Here is a 14,677-nt window from a genome sequence, read left to right on the forward strand (position 1 = left end):
AGGCACTCCGGTGACCACCCCCGTGAACACCCCCCTGGAGATCCCCGCCCTCGGCGACGCCGAAGAGCTGAGCTGCGACGTCCTCGTCATCGGGGGCGGCACCGCCGGCACCATGGCGGCACTGACCGCCGCCGAACACGGCGCGGACGTGATCCTGCTGGAGAAGGCCCACGTCCGCCACTCCGGCGCCCTCGCCATGGGCATGGACGGCGTCAACAACGCGGTCGTCCCCGGCCGCGCCGAGCCCGACGACTACGTCGCCGAGATCACCCGCGCCAACGACGGCATCGTCGACCAGTCCACCGTCCGCCAGACGGCGACCCGCGGCTTCGCCATGGTGCGGCGCCTCGAGTCGTACGGGGTGAAGTTCGAGAAGGACGAGCACGGCGAGTACGCGGTCCGCCAGGTGCACCGCTCCGGCTCCTACGTGCTGCCCATGCCGGAGGGCAAGGACGTCAAGAAGGTCCTCTACCGTCAGCTGCGACGGCGCGAGATGCGGGAACGCATCCGCATCGAGAACCGGGTGATGCCGGTCCGCGTGCTGACCGCGCGGGGGCAGGCCGTGGGAGCGGCCGGATTCAACACCCGCACCGGGCAGTTCGTCACCGTCCGCGCGGGCGCCGTGATCCTGGCCACCGGCGCCTGCGGCCGCCTCGGCCTGCCCGCCTCCGGCTACCTGTACGGCACGTACGAGAATCCGACCAACGCGGGCGACGGCTACTCCATGGCCTATCACGCGGGCGCCGAACTGACCGGCATCGAGTGCTTCCAGATCAACCCGCTGATCAAGGACTACAACGGTCCTGCCTGCGCCTACGTGGCGAACCCCTTCGGTGGATACCAGGTCAACCGGCACGGCGACCGCTTCGTCGACTCCGACTACTGGTCCGGGCAGATGATGGCCGAGTTCGCCGCGGAGGTGGCGTCCGACCGCGGCCCGGTGTACCTGAAGCTGAGCCACCTCCCGGAGGAGTCGGTCACCGCGCTGGAGTCGATCCTGCACTCGACCGAACGCCCGACGCGGGGCACCTTCCACGCCGGCCGCGGCCACGACTACCGCACGCACGACATCGAGATGCACATCTCCGAAATCGGCCTGTGCGGCGGCCATTCGGCTTCGGGAGTACGGGTCGACGACCACGCCCGTACGACCGTGCCGCGGCTCTACGCCGCCGGGGACCTGGCCTGCGTCCCGCACAACTACATGATCGGCGCGTTCGTCTTCGGAGACCTGGCCGGCGCGGACGCCGCCCGGTACACGGCGTACGAGGGCGAACTGCCGTCCGGGCAGCTCCGCGAAGCGCACGAACTGATCTACCGCCCCCTCCGTAACCCCGAGGGCCCACCGCAACCCCAGGTCGAGTACAAACTCCGCCGCTTCGTGAACGACTACGTGGCCCCGCCGAAGTCCGGCGCACGACTCTCTCTCGCCCTGGAGTCGTTCGAGCGGATGCGCGAAGACATCGCGGAGATGGGCGCCCGAACCCCGCACGAACTGATGCGCTGCGCCGAGGTCACCTTCATCCGCGACTGCGCGGAAATGGCCGCACGGGCGTCCCTGGCGCGCACCGAGTCCCGCTGGGGTCTCTACCACGACCGGCTCGACCACCCTCAGCGCGACGACACCTCCTGGTTCCACCACCTCGACCTGTACAAGTCGCCTTCCGGGGCGATGGAGTTCACGACGCGTCCGGTGGCTCCGTACCTGGTTCCGGTCGACGGCTTCACCCCGGTCGGCGGCCCCTCCCGCCGTCTGGGCGAGGTCCACCCGGAGCAGGTGGCGACAGCCGGTGCCCGCGAAGCGGCCCCGGTGCCGCAAGGGGCCGCGCCATGCGCCGCGAGCGCCCGCCGCGGGACCGCCGCGGGCGCACCGACCACACCTCGCCTCCTCGAACTGCTCGCGCTCGCGGAGGACGAGTCCGAACTCTGCGCCCTCGTCCCCTACTTGAACGACACCGATTCCACCGTCCGCCGGACAGCCGTCACGGTCCTCACGGAGACCGTGCCGCCCGGCACCGGACCCGCCCTCGCCGCAGCGCTCCTCGACGCCGACGCCGGCGTGCGTGAGGCGGCGGCCGGCTCCTTGCGCGAGCTCGTCGAGACACTGCCGCCCGAACCGGCCCTGCGTGACGGCCTCGCCGCCGCCCTGACCGGGGCCGACCCCGTCGTGCGGGCCGCCGCGCTCGACGTCCTGCGCGCGCTGCGCCTCGGAGACGCCGGACTGTTCCGGGCCTCCCTGTCGGACGCCACCATCCTCGTCCGGATCGCGGCCGTGCGCGCGCTCGTGTCGGTCGACGCCACCGCTGAGGTGGCCCACGCGGCCACGGACCCATCGCGCGAAGTCCGCGTCACGATCGCCAAGGCACTGGGCACCGCCGTCGCGGGGCGGCCGGGCGACACGGCGTCGACGGATCCGGCGCCCGGTGCGGCTCACAGCGCCCTGTCCCGGCTGATCGGCGACCCGGACGCGTTGGTACGCGCGGCCGCCTACGAGGCACTGGGCACCACCGGCTGCCCGCCGCCCCTGGCCACCCTCGCCGTGGCCGCGCTGTCCGACGACGCCTGGCAGGTCAGGTCCGGCTCCGCCACGGCCCTCTCGGCCGCGGAGCCCGGCCTGGCGGTCCCCGCCCTGGCCAAGACCCTCGCCGACCCGAACGCCGACGTACGCAAGGCCGCTGTCCTGGCGTTGACCCGGCACCGTACCGACGAAGACGCCCGCGCAGCCCTCGCCACGGCGACGACGGACCCCGACGCGGACGTCCGGGCCTACGCGGCGCGAGCACTGTGACGACGGCGAGCCGGCCGAGGCACCGTCTGCTCGGGCCGTCGAGGCTGCGCCGTCGAGCTGAGCTGTCCGGCGAGTGGCCGCGTCCACTCTGCGTCCCTCACCTGCGTGCCGCGCGGGGGCTCACCGCTGCCCGACCTAGGATCCGCTCGTGGAAGACGACCTTGACGACCTGGTCCGGCTGGAACGATCCGCCGAGGAAGCGCGGGCGAAGCTCGCGGGCCTCACCGACGATGAGTGTGAGGCCCAGCGGCGGGTCTGGCGCGCGGCAGTGGAGGCCCTCCAAGCAGCGATCACCGAGCGGGCGACGTCTGCGGGCGAGGACCGACACGAGCTGGAGCAGCGGGTCAAGGCCGCCGCACGGCGCGGGGACGAGGACCCAGCCGAGTAGCCGCGAGTCGTCGGTCCTCGCCGAACCAGGTGGTCCAGGTCGCGCCGGTCTCGATATCGACGGGGTTCTGCGACACCTGGCACGTCCCGGCCTCCGATCCATCCGGTGCCCGCCTGCCGCATGGCAGCCGAGGTGGCGGCCCACCAGCTGTGCCTGACGGGGCGGCCTTGCCCTGCACGCCGGTCACCAGGGAGGCGCCCCGCGAACCGGCGCACCGTGTCATTCCGGGGGGATGCGAAACTCGAATGTGGGACGGTCCCACGGCACGGCGGGCGGGTTCGCGAGCGAGGTCCCGGTCCGCACCGCACCGACGCGGTGGTAGAAGTCCGCGGCGGGAAGATGGGACACGACCTCGACACGGTCGAGCCCGGCGGCACGGGCCTCGGACTGCATGTGCGAGACGAGCAGCCGTCCGATCCCGCGCCCCTGCGCTTCGTCGGCGACGAACAGCAGATCGAGTTCCGGCGGAGCGAGGACGAGCGAGTAGAACCCGAGGACCCGGCTTCCGTGCCCGTCGGTGCCGACGGCCACGAAGACGCGGTGGGCTTCGATGTAGTCAGGACCGACCCGGTAGCCCGCCACCGCGCCCGCGTACTTGCCCTCGTAGGCGCTCGAGCCACGCACGAGCCGCGTGAGCCGTTTGGCATCCCGCGCAACGGCCCTCCGTATCGTGACCGGCTGGCTGGTCGGGGAAGTGCGTGAACTCATGGAACGAGTATTTCGCACCTTGAGAGTGCCTTCTTGCCGCTGGTCCACTGGTCGGTGGCCGGGCAGGCGTTCCCACTTCGCTCCGGGAGCCACTCGGCGCCGTCGAAGCGCCGGTGGAGGCAGAAGTGGATCTTGTCACCTGGCGCGACCGTGGCACGCCGACACGTGCGTCCGCGCGGCTCTGCGACGGCCCACTGAATACCGATGAGTCGTGCCTCGCCCTTTCACGGTCGGCGCCCGATGCCGCCCCGTGCCGGCGTCGGCGCACCTCCCTGAAGACGTCACCGAGATCCACTGGGGCCGCGGGACGACGGCGGCCGAATGGCGCCGCCACGGATCGGATCCCTCCATTTGACCCACCCCCATCGGGATCGTCGACATGGCGTCGCTTCGATGGTCCTGTACATGCCCGGAATTGTGGCTTCCGTCATGGTGGATCTGATCTTGTTCTGATGGGATCGCCGGATGCTCGGTTTCCTCATCCGTCGCCTGCCGTTCTGGGTCCGCGAGCCCCTCCTCATCGTGGTGGGCTCCGTTTTCGGCGTGCGCATCATGTATCTCGCCGCGACCGAACACACTTGGGTCGGGGCCGGTATCGGCGCGGCGTTCCTCGTGTTCACCGCCGTACGTGTCCACTCGGTGGTCCGGGCTCTGCGCGCACTCCGGAATCCGAGCCCGGCGACCGCCGCGGTCGGGGCGGGCGTCGACACCGGCGCCCAGCCTCGGCTCCAGGTCGCGCCGTCCCAAGCCCCGGCCCTGCCTCAGCCCCTCCCTCAGGCTCAGGCCGGAACTGGGCCGCGTCCCGGTCCGGGCACTCCGAAGAGGGACCACAACCCATGGGCCCAGGCCGTGGCCGCCGTGGCCATCTTCGGGGCACTCGCGGCGACGGTATGGCTGGGCCCACGCTTCATGCCGTCCGACGACGTCAACGCCACGCGGCCCCCGTCGTGTTCGGACGAGACCCACGAGAAACCGCCGAAGGCCTTCAAGCAGAAGCCCCGGCCCGTGACCGGCAAGGAGCTGTGCAAGGCGCTCAACCGGCCGGACCTGGCCGAGCTTCTGGGAACGCCTGGTGAGAAGGCGACCTCCATCTCCAGCAGTGACGGCACCGCCCCTCTGACCGATGGGAAGGTCGCCCAGCCGGAAACCCAAGTCGCTTTCGACACGTACACCGTGAATGTCTCGGCCACCTACAACGACCTCTCGATCGATCAGTACGTGAAACTGATGAAGTTCGGCGACGAGAGCGCCGTCAAGACGCTCAAGGTTCACGGTCGGCCGGCGGCTTTCTCCACGGATCACACCATGAAGATCGAGATCAATCTCGGGGAGGATGGCGGATCCGGCGGACCGGTCGAGCAAGGCCCCCTGGAGAGGACCCTGTCCGTCGCCCTGGACCGTGGTGACCGAGGCGGCTACTGCGAAATCACCGTGTGGAGCAAGTCCGGGGCACTCCCGAGCGACACCGCTCTCCTCGGTATCGCCGAGAAGGTGCTTCCGAAGGTCCCCGAACGACCTGCCCGATGAGACGTCGGCAGGACGGCTCGACCATGGAGGTGCGCACCGGGCTGGGCATCGCGGTCCGGTCCGGGTGTCACACCGGCTCTCTGCTGTCCCTCACCCGTCACGACCGATGACCCGTCCGGCTACTCCCGGCTCGGCCCGGCCCGCAACGCCCCTGACGGGCAGTGGCGCGTCCGCGTGGGTCACGGTGCGTCCCGGTCCGTCGGTGCGAAGGCGTGCTGTCCCGCGAGGGTGATCACGGCCAAGCTGAGAGCTCCGAGTCCTGCCGCCGTGACGGCGACGGCGGTGATGTTGACACGCTGCAGGAGCAGGCCGCCGATGATGCCGCCGAGCGCCATGGCCGCGTTCCACAAGGTCACGAGGACGGCTTGCGCGGTGTCGGCGACGGCTGGGCCTCGTCGCGTCCCGGCCTGAGCGGCGGCGGTCTGAAGGAGCGTGGGCGTGCCGCCCCATCCCAGGCCCCACGCGACGGCCGCCATCCAGACGACGGTGTGTGCCGTGGTGGCGGCGAAGGCGGCCGTGGCGACGGTGAACAGGGCCGCGGCGGTCAGCGCGAGCCCGCGCAGGTGCCTGTCGATGTGACTGCCGGTGAACCAGATGCTGACCAGGCACGCGATGCCGAAGGCCAGCAGGACCGCGTCCACCGCGGTGGCGAGGCCCGCCTGCCGCAGATACGGCGCGATGTACGCGTAGATGACGGTGTGGCCGAGGACGAAGGTCACGACGACGGCCATGGCGGCGGTTACCCCGGGGGCCCGGAGCGCTTGCCGGGTGGTCGGCTTCGGCTCGTCGGCTGGTGTCGTCGGCCGACTGACGGCGGGAACGCTCGACGTGATCCACCCGAGGACGGCGAGGGTGACCACCGAGACGGCGGCGAAGGACGCTCGCCACCCGATCAGGGTCCCGGCGGGAACACCCAGCGACAGCGCCAGGGGGATCCCGGTCATCGCGATCGCGATGGCACGTCCTTCCTGACCGGGTGGTGCGATACGCCGCGCGTATCCGGCGAGTACGGCCCACGCGAGTCCGGCGGCGACGCCGGCGAGGAATCGTGAGACGAGCAGGACCGCGTAGCCGGGCGCGGCCGCGGTGAGGGTGTTCGCGGCCAGGAAGACGGCCATGGCGCCCAGCAGCACGGGTTTGCGCCGGACTCCCGCCGTGGCGGCGGCCAAAGGTATGGCGGTGAGGGCTGTGCCGGTGGCGTACACGGTGACGGTCTGACCCGCCGCACCGGAGCTGACGCCGAGGGAGGAGGACATCTGCGGAAGGACACCGGCCGGAAGCGTCTCGGTCAGGCTGGTGATGAAGACGGCGGTGCCCAGGGCCAGGAGCGCGGACCAGGGCAGAACGTCACGTCTTGTCGGCGAGGTGGTCGTGGTCGTCATGCACTGATCGTGAAACGCTCACATTCATGTGAGGGTCAAGCGCGGACCGCGCGACTATTCTCGAGCGGGTGCGAATCGGTGAACTGTCCCGCCTGACGGGCGTGTCCCGACGCCTGCTGCGGTACTACGAGGAGCAGGTCCTCATCGTGCCGGATCGGACGGCGAACGGATACCGTGACTACGACGAGCGGTATGTGGACCGCGTGAAGCAGATACGCGGTCTGCTGGCGGCGGGGTTGCCGACCCGGGTCATCAAGCAGATCCTGCCGTGCCTGGACAAGCCCCGGTCCATCCACTTCCCGGACGCGACCCCGGAGATGCTGGCGTTGCTGACCTCGGAGCGGGACAAGCTCACCGACCGGATCGAGGTACTGACCCGCAACCGGAACGCGATGACCGAGTACTTGGCCGAGGTGGAGCAGCACCGCGCCCCGGTTGCCCCCAGCCAGAGGGACAGCTCAGAACAACTGCTCGACGGCTGAAGCCGGTTCCTCACCGGAAGGGCCTTCCCCGACACCTCCCCGACCATCTCGTCGGCGTCGTCCGAAGGCACCATGGGGCGCGACCGAGCCCCCTCAGGCCGAACTGTGCGCGTCGGCGGGCGACTTCCTCAGGCAGGTGATCCGCGGTTCCGCCTCCACGACTCGCGTTCCCTCGCGCACGTGGTCCTCGGCCTCACGCGCCCGCGTCGAGCTGATCCTCTGTCCGTGGCCCTCGTGGCCCTCGTGGCTCTTCGGTCCACCACGCGCCCCAACCGATGAGGTGTGTCATCGGGCGTGTCCCGGCTTGATCTGGTGCGTCGCCGCCCGCATGTGGTTATCTGGGTCCATGACCGTGCTCGTGACCCGCCGCCACGTCGACTACGTGCGTGTCACCACCACGAGTTGTCCCGCCGCGAGCTGACCTCTCGCTCCGGCTCCTGACCGGCCACTTCGGTTTCTGAGCCCCTTTTCCCCACCACATCGCACCGGCCGCTCGCCCTCGTTTCGGGCGCGGTCGACGGAGCTGTGGTGTCTTCACGCTGCCCTTCCCTCCTTTCAAGGGAGCACCATCATGAGCCAGCCGATCGACTCCGTCACCGCCGGCCACACCCCCGACGCCGAACCCGTCGGCCCCGACACCTCGGCCTGGTCCTTCGAGACCAAGCAGATTCACGCCGGTGCGGCGCCGGATCCGGCGACCGGCGCACGGGCGACGCCGATCTACCAGACGACGTCGTTCGTGTTCCGGGACACCCAGCACGCCGCCGACCTGTTCTCTCTCGCCGAGCCCGGCAACATCTACACCCGCATCCACAACCCCACCCAGGACGTCTTCGAACAGCGCGTCGCCGCGCTGGAGGGCGGCGTCGCGGCCGTGGCTCTCGCCTCCGGCCAGGCTGCCGAGACCTTGGCGATCCTCACCCTGGCGAGCGCCGGCGACCACGTCGTCTCCAGCACCTCCCTGTACGGCGGCACCTACAACCTGTTCCGCCACACACTGCCGCGGTTCGGCATCGAGGTGTCCTTCGTCGACGACCCGGACGACTTGGACGCCTGGCGGGCGGCGATCCGGCCGGGAACCAAGGCCCTGTTCGCCGAGACGTTGGGCAATCCACGCGGCAACGTGCTCGATGTACGGGCCGTGGCGGATGTCGCCCACCAGGCGGGCGTGCCGTTGATCGTGGACAACACGGTCCCGACGCCGTATCTGCTGCGGCCCCTCGAACACGGCGCGGACGTCGTGGTGCACTCGGCGACCAAGTTCCTCGGCGGCCACGGAACCACCATCGGGGGCGTCGTCGTCGACGGTGGCTCCTTCGACTTCGGCGCGCACGCCGAGCGGTTTCCCGACTTCACCGAGCCCGACCCGAGCTACCACGGCCTGCGGTACTGGCCCGCGCTCGGCCCGGGCGCCTTCGCCGTCAAACTCCGGGTCCAGTTGCTGCGCGACCTCGGACCCGCCATCGCACCGCACTCCGCCTTCCTGCTCCTGCAGGGCGTGGAAACGCTCAGCCTGCGCATCGAACGGCACTCCGCGAACGCCCAGGCCCTGGCCGAATGGCTGGAGCAGCGGGACGAGGTCGCCGCCGTCCACTATCCCGGGCTGGAGTCCAACCGCTGGTACGAGGCGGGGCAACGCTATCTGCCGCGCGGCGCCGGCGCGGTTCTGGCCTTCGAACTGCGCGACGGTGTCGAGGCGGGCAAGCGCTTCGTGGACGCCGTCGAACTGTTCAGCCATCTCGCGAACATCGGTGACGTGCGCAGCCTCATCATCCACCCCGCCTCCACGACCCACAGTCAGCTGGACGAGGCACAGTTGGCCGTGACCGGCGCCTCCCCCGGCCTGGTGCGCCTGTCGGTGGGCATCGAGAACCTCGCCGACCTCAAGGCCGACCTGGAGGCCGGGTTCCGGGCGGCGAAGGGCGCGTCCTGAACACCGCGCTGACGCCTTCTCAGGTTTCCCTCCCGCCGGCCTCCGGGGCCTGGCGGGAGGGGGACCCTCCCGGGCATCGCCAGTGGCACGAGCGTGAACGGCCGCTTCGCCTGGAGGCAGGCGGTGAACTGCCGGGCCTGCGGATCGCGTTCGAGACCTGGGGGCGGCTCGCGCCCGACCGCTCCAACGCGGTGCTGGTGCTGCACGCCCTCACCGGCGACAGCCATGTGGCCGGCACCGCCGGGCCCGGCCACCCCACCCCCGGCTGGTGGGACGGGCTCGTCGGGGCCGGGCGCGCGCTCGACACGGACCGCTGGTTCGTCGTCGCCCCCAACGTCCTGGGCGGCTGCCAAGGCAGCACCGGGCCGTCCTCCCCGCGCCCCGACGGAGGAGCGTGGGGCGGTGGCTTTCCGTTTCTGACCCAGCGTGACCAGGTCGCGGCCGAGGCCGACTTGGCCGACGCGTTGGGCATCGACCGTTGGGCCCTGACGGTCGGCGGCTCGATGGGCGGCATGCGGGCGCTGGAATGGGCCGTGTCGTATCCCGAACGGACGAACGCGCTGCTCCTGCTCGCCACGACCGCCGCCGCGAGCGCCGAGCAGATCGCCTTGGCCGACATCCAGTCGCACGCCATCCGTTCCGACCCGCACTGGCACAGCGGCCACTACCACGGCACCGGCGACGCACCGCACGCCGGACTCGGCCTGGCCCGGCGGCTCGCCCACGTCACCTACCGAAGCGAGGCGGAACTCCAGGTCCGCTTCGGCCGCTCGGCGCAGGGCACGGAAGACCCGTGGTCGGGTGGACGGTACACGGTCGGGTCCTATCTCGACCATCACGCCGCCAAGTTGGTGCGCCGCTTCGACGCGGGCAGCTACGTCGTGCTGTCGGAGGCCATGAACAGCCATGACATCGGCCGTGGTCGCGGTGGCGTGCGCGCCGCCCTCAACCGGGTGACCGCCAGGACCCTCGTCGCCGGGGTCGACTCCGACCGTCTCTACCCATCCTTCCAGCAGGCGGAGTTGGCGGCGGGCATCAGCACCGCCGACGACCTCCGGCTCATCGAGTCGCCCCACGGCCATGACGGCTTCCTCATCGAGGTGGACCAGGTCGCCGCGCTCGTCGACGAACTCGTCCCCGGTTCCGACGGACTCCTCCCCTGACGTGTCAAGAAGGGCCTCGCGCATGTCGCCGCTTTCGGCGGTTGCTCCGAGTTCGCCGTGGCCGACACCGACTTCGTAGGGCCGGTGGTGAACTGCCCCTGGCCGATGCGGCGGAAGTGCCGTGCGTGTATCCCACCGCCTATGGCGTGCCGGCGGACGCCGGGCGGCTGCGCGAGGGAGAGAGCGTCCTGATCCATGCCGCGGCCGGCGGGGTCGGCTCGGCCGCGGCCCGGATCGCGCGTGCGCTCGGCGCCGCGCGTGTCTACGGCACGGGCTCCTCCGAGAAGACGGAACCGGCCGCCTCACTGGGCTACGACGCGCTGTTCGTCCCCGAGTCCTTCGCGGACGCGGTCCGGGAGGCCACCGCCGGTCGCGGGGTGGATCTGGTCCTCTCTCCCTGACATCCGCCCCGCGGGACATCGCCAGGGTGCTCCGAGCGGCCTGGGAGTGGACACGTATCCCCGGAGGCGCCTCCCGATCCACGACTCGTCCCGCAGCGGAGCAGAGCCGTCGCCATCTCGCCCGCGTCGCGACCGGCCAGGGCCACCGAGCCGGCAGCACGGCAGGCGTCCGCCAACGGCCGGAGACGACGGTCGTTCGCGGCAAGCGAGGGGGCCGCAAGGTCATATCCGGTGAGGGAGAGCTCGGGGAAGACCACCAGTCTCGCACCGGCCTGTTCAACGGCCCGTGCGTGTTGCTCGACGTTCGCCACGACATCCGCCCCTGCCCACACGGGCTGGACGGCGGCGACCGTCAGCGGCTCCCTCATCATTCCGCTCATCCCTCGGACCGCAGACGCGCGTGGACGTGTACGTCGTGCCTACCGTCCGTCTGGAGCCACGCGCTGCGGCGCACGCCCTCCACCCCGAATCCGGTCTTCTCCGCCACGCGGCAGGACGCCGTGTTGCCCATGGCGTGTTCGAGGTCAAGTCGGTGAAAGCCGGCCACCTCGAAAGCCCAGGACGCCATCGCCTCGACCGCCCGCGGACAGACGCCCCTTCCCCGGGCCACCGGCACGGTCCAGTAGGCGACCTCGGCGGTGCCGTCCGCGAACTCCAGTCCCTTCACGGCGGCTCGACCCAACAGGACGTCGCTCTCGGAGTCGACCACGGCCCAGTGCGCACCGCTCTCGGTCACCCAGCCGCCTTGCCAGCCCGCGATCCAATCCTCCGCCTCCGCAAGGGAGTCCGCCCGCCGCACATGCCAGCGCTGGATCTCTGAATCCTGGTACGCGTCCATAACGGCCCGTGCGTCGCCGAGATCCCATGGCCGCAGCAACACGTCATCGCCGGCCGTCAAAGTGGGTTGAGGCCGCGCCGCGAGGGAGCCGACCGGAACCGTTGGTACGACGAGTACAGGCATGGGCTGGATTATTCAAGATCGCCAGCCGCGCCGCACGGAGACCGGCTTCCTCGGCTGTGCACCCCGGGCATGTCCAGAATCGGGTCGGATTCGACGACCCGGATCCCCACCTACACCTCTCACCTGACGAGGCCACAACGCTCAAGAACGTCACGGAGCTGCGGCCAGGTCCTTGGACCGGCTCTGCCCGCGATTACATGAAACGGCTGGGGCACTCTTGATCCATTGTCGGAGGGGCGTGACAGAGTGCGCGGTCATGGACATCGACACCTTCTGGGACGTCATCGAGATCGCGCAGGCCGACGCGGCATCAACGGACGAACTGTTCGACCAGGTTCTCGTCAAACAACTCGCGAACAGGCCGCGTCAGGAGATCCTGGAGTACGCGGAACGCTTCGACGAGTTGCACGACGCCCTGTACCGCTGGGACGTCTGGGCTGCCGCCTACCTCATCGGAGGCGGCTGCGCCGACGACAGCTTCATGGACTTCCGCGCCGGCGTGATCGCCCTGGGGCGCCAGTGGTACGAGCGCGTGGCCGCTGACCCCGACAGTCTCGCCGCGCACCCTGCCGTGGTCGAGGCAGCGGGCGGCCTGGAGGAAGCGCTGTTCTATGAAGACGTGAACTACGCGGCCAGTGGGGCGTTCCAGCAGATCACGGGCGACGCCGATGCCTTCTACGAAGCCTGGCGTGACTTCCACAAGGCCGATCGCGAGAACGACGCCACGGTCGACATGGGTGAGGACTTCGACTTCGACGACGACAGCGAGATGAACCGTCGGCTTCCCCGTCTGGCCGCCCTGTTCCTCGACCCCAACCTCTGAGAACTGGATGCTGCCACGCTCCGGAAGGACCAGGCACAAGGGAAAGAGAGACTCGACAGTTGACCGCTCGGCGCCGCGAAAGCGCCGCTGTCGGCCGCCGAGGCGGGTCCACGTCAGCCCGCCGCTGCCCGTTTCCTACTACGTCCCGCCCGACCACCCCGGAGAGACACATGAGCTACGACATCTTTCCGTACCGATTCGTACAAGGCGCAGCGGCGCCGATGGACATGAAGCTCGCGTACGAGGTCCTCGATCCCCATGCGGTGGCACGCTCGCCCGAGCATGACTTCCTCCAGCTGCGGACCGGGGACCACGGAACGGCCGATGTCTATCTCAACGAGAACGGCATGATGATCAACCACTTCGGCGGAGAGCGCGTCATGGACCTCGTCGCCGAGCTGCTGAAGCGGCTCGAAGCTGTTCTCCTCCTCCCTGACAGCACGGTGATCATCACCCGCGAGAAGGACCGCGAGCACCTGCCCCAGGAACTGCTCGACGCATGCTCCGTCGTCGTCGCGTCCACAGGGAGGGCGATCACCCAAGCCGTCCAGGCATCCTGAGGAACAAGCTCACAAAGGCGCTCCAGACGCCACTCGACTCCGCGGCAACACCGTCCGTTCTGCCCCGCGCTGGTCCCGAAGCAAGCCAGCACACGGGCCCGGGGCCCGTCTCACCCCGGCGTGGAGTTGCCGGGAGGTCGGCGGATCCTGTGCAGACAGACCACCGAGGCGACGACCGTCCGCCGTTCGGCGGCATCCAGGCGGGAGTCCATTTCCACCACGTACTGCTCCAAACCGATCCACGAGTCGATGGTGCTCATCGTGACCCGGCCGAGAACCTCCGGTCCTGGGCGTCCGTCCGGACCGGCCTCCGTGAGATGCCATTCGGTGTGCATGAGACTCGCCCGCGAGAGGTGGAGCCCGCGTCCCTGCTCCGACCGCAGGCTCAACTGAAGGGACTTGACGAGTCCACGGGCACCGGCGGTACCGACCTCCCGGCCGTCGGCCGCGGTGATGCTGAACCGCGCCGACCAGAACCGAGCCGAACGGAACCGATCGATACGGACGATGACCTCGCCGGTCGCTCTCGTGAGGACGGAGCATGTGTCGTCGGTGAACGTGACGTGCCCGAGCGGAACCCCCTGCACGGTGGACGCGACCAGGTCGGGCCCCTTGTAGTCGCGCCACCGTGAACGCTTCGGCTGCCCCACCACGACAGTTTCCAGCTCGAACAGACCGGGTTCCGTCCTCGGTTGTTCCTCCCCCGCCACGGCATCCCCCTTCGACCGAGTACGCCCACTGTGAACGAGAACCCGTCCCCTGCCCATCCCACGGGCGCATACCGTTGCCCCACGATTCCGCCCGGGGCAACATCCTTCCGCCTGAACGGGGGCCGCTCCCCAGCCGATGAGGACGCGAACGCGGGCGGGGCCGACGGTGGACGAGCTCGGACTCGTCATCGCGCGTATCGCAGCCCTCGCGCCAACCAGGAGAACGCTGGAGCGGCCGAGCGGCCCTTGCCCGCGCCCGCTGGCCGAGTCGCAGGTGCCGACCGCTCTTCCGTGACGACTACACCTGGCGAGGGGCCCAGGTCATCGCGTCTCTTCGGGCATCCCCAGAGCCGACGCCACCCAGCTCTCGGAGGGCGGTGCGTCCTGGGCCGTTCCGTTCACTCGATGTTCCCCACCTCGCCCAGCGAGTTCTCGAACTCCACGGAACTCCCTGGAGCACCTTCGAGCAGCCCGAGCTCCCTCAACAGCACGTCATACGCGGCGAACCCGCGGGACGCACCGACGCTGCCGCCCCGCGCCCGAGGCGGTGCTGTCTCGCGAACGCGAGGACGGCCCTCGTCGGTCCTTCGTCGTGCACGTCGAGCGAGTTCATCTGGTAGGCCCAGCCTCCGTCGACGTCCACGGCCGGAGAGAACATGAAGCGCCCACGGGCGACCATCGCCAGGCCGCGGGCAGGCCGGGCATCCTCTCGGCGTTCCCGATCTCCGCGACGGCCTGTTCGATGTTCATCAGGTTTCCTTTGTGGATACCCCGGCCTTCAGGCCGGGGTGGGGGTACCTCCCGCTTGCGGGGGAGAAACGAAGCTCCTGCGGAGCAGGGCGGGGAAAGCC

At 70.1% G+C, this 14,677-nt stretch carries 14 protein-coding genes; 9 read left to right on the top strand and 5 right to left on the bottom strand.

What is annotated here, in order from left to right; all coding sequences use genetic code 11:
- Positions 1–10: 10 nt before the first annotated feature.
- Together ACFYW7_RS36820 and ACFYW7_RS36825 are read left to right on the top strand one after the other, a co-directional pair.
- Entirely contained in the window at positions 11–2,788 is a 2,778-nt protein-coding gene (locus tag ACFYW7_RS36820) for a fumarate reductase/succinate dehydrogenase flavoprotein subunit (protein ID WP_389510641.1), read from the top strand.
- Between the two features lie 148 nt (positions 2,789–2,936).
- On the top strand, positions 2,937–3,176 hold the full coding sequence (locus tag ACFYW7_RS36825) for a hypothetical protein (RefSeq protein WP_389510643.1): 240 nt from the start codon (positions 2,937–2,939) through the stop codon (positions 3,174–3,176).
- 219 nt (positions 3,177–3,395) lie between these two features.
- On the opposite strand, the gene ACFYW7_RS36830 is transcribed toward ACFYW7_RS36825, so the two are convergent.
- Positions 3,396–3,884, bottom strand: coding sequence for a GNAT family N-acetyltransferase (locus ACFYW7_RS36830; RefSeq protein WP_389510646.1), 489 nt, complete (start codon positions 3,882–3,884; stop codon positions 3,396–3,398).
- A gap of 552 nt (positions 3,885–4,436) precedes the next feature.
- Here ACFYW7_RS36830 and ACFYW7_RS36835 point away from each other — a divergent pair.
- On the top strand, positions 4,437–5,411 hold the full coding sequence (locus ACFYW7_RS36835) for a DUF6215 domain-containing protein (protein WP_389510671.1): 975 nt from the start codon (positions 4,437–4,439) through the stop codon (positions 5,409–5,411).
- 179 nt (positions 5,412–5,590) lie between these two features.
- On the opposite strand, the gene ACFYW7_RS36840 is transcribed toward ACFYW7_RS36835, so the two are convergent.
- Positions 5,591–6,793, bottom strand: a complete 1,203-nt coding sequence (locus ACFYW7_RS36840; RefSeq protein ID WP_389510649.1) for an MFS transporter — start codon at positions 6,791–6,793, stop codon at positions 5,591–5,593.
- A 68-nt stretch (positions 6,794–6,861) separates the two neighbouring features.
- On the opposite strand from ACFYW7_RS36840, the gene ACFYW7_RS36845 reads away from it, so the two are divergent.
- The 4 genes from ACFYW7_RS36845 (at position 6,862) to ACFYW7_RS36860 (ending at position 10,772) form a co-directional block, all read left to right on the top strand.
- Positions 6,862–7,275 (top strand): MerR family transcriptional regulator, encoded by a 414-nt coding sequence (locus ACFYW7_RS36845; protein ID WP_389510651.1) that lies wholly within the window; start codon positions 6,862–6,864, stop codon positions 7,273–7,275.
- A gap of 571 nt (positions 7,276–7,846) precedes the next feature.
- Positions 7,847–9,208 carry a bifunctional o-acetylhomoserine/o-acetylserine sulfhydrylase gene (locus tag ACFYW7_RS36850; protein WP_389510653.1) on the top strand — a complete coding sequence of 454 codons (1,362 nt, stop codon included), beginning with the start codon at positions 7,847–7,849 and terminating at the stop codon, positions 9,206–9,208.
- Positions 9,205–10,371: a homoserine O-acetyltransferase gene (locus tag ACFYW7_RS36855; protein WP_389510673.1), complete on the top strand. Its 1,167-nt coding sequence runs from the start codon at positions 9,205–9,207 to the stop codon at positions 10,369–10,371. The genes ACFYW7_RS36850 and ACFYW7_RS36855 overlap by 4 nt, the downstream gene beginning before the upstream one ends.
- Before the next feature lie 125 nt (positions 10,372–10,496).
- Positions 10,497–10,772, top strand: coding sequence for a zinc-binding dehydrogenase (locus tag ACFYW7_RS36860; RefSeq protein ID WP_389510655.1), 276 nt, complete (start codon positions 10,497–10,499; stop codon positions 10,770–10,772).
- Here ACFYW7_RS36860 and ACFYW7_RS36865 read toward each other — a convergent pair.
- On the bottom strand, positions 10,682–11,152 hold the full coding sequence (locus ACFYW7_RS36865; RefSeq protein ID WP_389510657.1) for a nitrilase-related carbon-nitrogen hydrolase: 471 nt from the start codon (positions 11,150–11,152) through the stop codon (positions 10,682–10,684). The genes ACFYW7_RS36860 and ACFYW7_RS36865 overlap by 91 nt on opposite strands.
- The gene (locus tag ACFYW7_RS36870) at positions 11,149–11,733 is read right to left on the bottom strand and encodes a GNAT family N-acetyltransferase (RefSeq protein ID WP_389510659.1); all 585 of its coding nucleotides are present in this window, start codon (positions 11,731–11,733) and stop codon (positions 11,149–11,151) included. Before ACFYW7_RS36870 ends, ACFYW7_RS36865 begins: the two co-directional genes overlap by 4 nt.
- 256 nt (positions 11,734–11,989) lie before the next feature.
- Between ACFYW7_RS36870 and ACFYW7_RS36875 the strand changes: the two genes are divergently transcribed.
- Both ACFYW7_RS36875 and ACFYW7_RS36880 read left to right on the top strand, forming a co-directional pair.
- Complete coding sequence (locus ACFYW7_RS36875) at positions 11,990–12,556, top strand: DUF4240 domain-containing protein (RefSeq protein ID WP_389510661.1); 567 nt, start codon at positions 11,990–11,992, stop codon at positions 12,554–12,556.
- Positions 12,557–12,726: 170 nt separating this feature from the next.
- Positions 12,727–13,116, top strand: coding sequence for a hypothetical protein (locus ACFYW7_RS36880; protein ID WP_389510663.1), 390 nt, complete (start codon positions 12,727–12,729; stop codon positions 13,114–13,116).
- Positions 13,117–13,226: 110 nt separating this feature from the next.
- Here the strand turns inward: ACFYW7_RS36880 and ACFYW7_RS36885 are convergent, their stop codons facing one another.
- Positions 13,227–13,766 carry a hypothetical protein gene (locus ACFYW7_RS36885; RefSeq protein ID WP_389510665.1) on the bottom strand — a complete coding sequence of 180 codons (540 nt, stop codon included), beginning with the start codon at positions 13,764–13,766 and terminating at the stop codon, positions 13,227–13,229.
- Positions 13,767–14,677 lie beyond the last annotated feature (911 nt).

Origin of the sequence: Streptomyces sp. NPDC002580 (genome assembly GCF_042889485.1) — a bacterium.
Classification (GTDB): domain Bacteria; phylum Actinomycetota; class Actinomycetes; order Streptomycetales; family Streptomycetaceae; genus Streptomyces.

What these genes read in the sequence shown, in the direction of transcription:
- ACFYW7_RS36835 (WP_389510671.1), top strand. Translation starts at nt 4,437, where the DNA reads ATGTATCTCGCCGCGACCGAACACACTTGGGTCGGGGCCGGTATCGGC.
- ACFYW7_RS36830 (WP_389510646.1), bottom strand. Translation starts at nt 3,884, where the DNA reads ATGAGTTCACGCACTTCCCCGACCAGCCAGCCGGTCACGATACGGAGG.
- ACFYW7_RS36880 (WP_389510663.1), top strand. Translation starts at nt 12,727, where the DNA reads ATGAGCTACGACATCTTTCCGTACCGATTCGTACAAGGCGCAGCGGCG.
- ACFYW7_RS36850 (WP_389510653.1), top strand. Translation starts at nt 7,847, where the DNA reads ATGAGCCAGCCGATCGACTCCGTCACCGCCGGCCACACCCCCGACGCC.
- ACFYW7_RS36870 (WP_389510659.1), bottom strand. Translation starts at nt 11,733, where the DNA reads ATGCCTGTACTCGTCGTACCAACGGTTCCGGTCGGCTCCCTCGCGGCG.
- ACFYW7_RS36875 (WP_389510661.1), top strand. Translation starts at nt 11,990, where the DNA reads ATGGACATCGACACCTTCTGGGACGTCATCGAGATCGCGCAGGCCGAC.
- ACFYW7_RS36865 (WP_389510657.1), bottom strand. Translation starts at nt 11,152, where the DNA reads ATGAGCGGAATGATGAGGGAGCCGCTGACGGTCGCCGCCGTCCAGCCC.
- ACFYW7_RS36840 (WP_389510649.1), bottom strand. Translation starts at nt 6,793, where the DNA reads ATGACGACCACGACCACCTCGCCGACAAGACGTGACGTTCTGCCCTGG.